The sequence below is a fragment of the Burkholderia sp. Bp8986 genome, assembly GCF_003854225.1.
In the GTDB taxonomy this organism is placed as follows: domain Bacteria; phylum Pseudomonadota; class Gammaproteobacteria; order Burkholderiales; family Burkholderiaceae; genus Burkholderia.
This window is the reverse complement of record NZ_QTQM01000190.1, coordinates 1-668: the sequence shown is the minus strand read 5'-3', so window position 1 is coordinate 668 and position 668 is coordinate 1. Positions and strand designations below refer to the sequence as shown.

At 60.2% G+C, this 668-nt stretch carries 1 pseudogene; it reads right to left on the bottom strand.

Annotated elements, in window-relative coordinates:
• Nucleotides 1-668, bottom strand: a pseudogene (locus DID99_RS36825) (hypothetical protein); the annotation flags it as partial.

Sequence of the window (668 nt, the reverse complement as noted above, 5' to 3'; positions counted from 1 at the left end):
CTGATGCCGCGCCAGCCGATCCCTTGCACCGTCACCGCCGAAATCACTTGATCGTGTGGGCAGCAATATGCGGTGACGCGACCGTATGTAGACCCAATTAGACCATGCCGAAAACGATCCTCTTGTGCCGCATAAGACCGATTGCTGGTCGGCGAGACTCGCTTGTTTTCCATGTCTTCATCGATTTTGTCGGCGGGCAGTTCGTATGCTTTTCGAGCACCGATGATCGAAAGGAATGTGCCGAACGTCTTCGTGCGCGCAGCGTAGGTTTGTCGTCCACGCCGGCCGCTGCCGTCTTTCGTCGCGCGTTGCGACCAGGTATCCATGAATGTGTCGGACTTGTTCGGGCCGTCAGCATTGGCGAGACTGTACGGTGCGTTCGCCAGCACGTAGGCGTCCGCCACGCAGTGGCCCGTGCGCCCCCACGGATCTTCGACATCGGGGAATGCGTCGCCGAAGAACGCCGCAGTGAGGCCCACGATATTTCCTTGGCTGTGGCATACGACGGTAATCGGGACATCGGCCTGCATGCTTCGGATCGACTCGATCAGTCTGGCCAAGCGCAGCGCCGCGAGTACGCCATACGCTCGAGGCGGCGCGCGGTACAGCGGCCGATTGGTCGGATTGATGCCTTGCACGGTCATCCAGCCCATCGTTCGATCATCCAG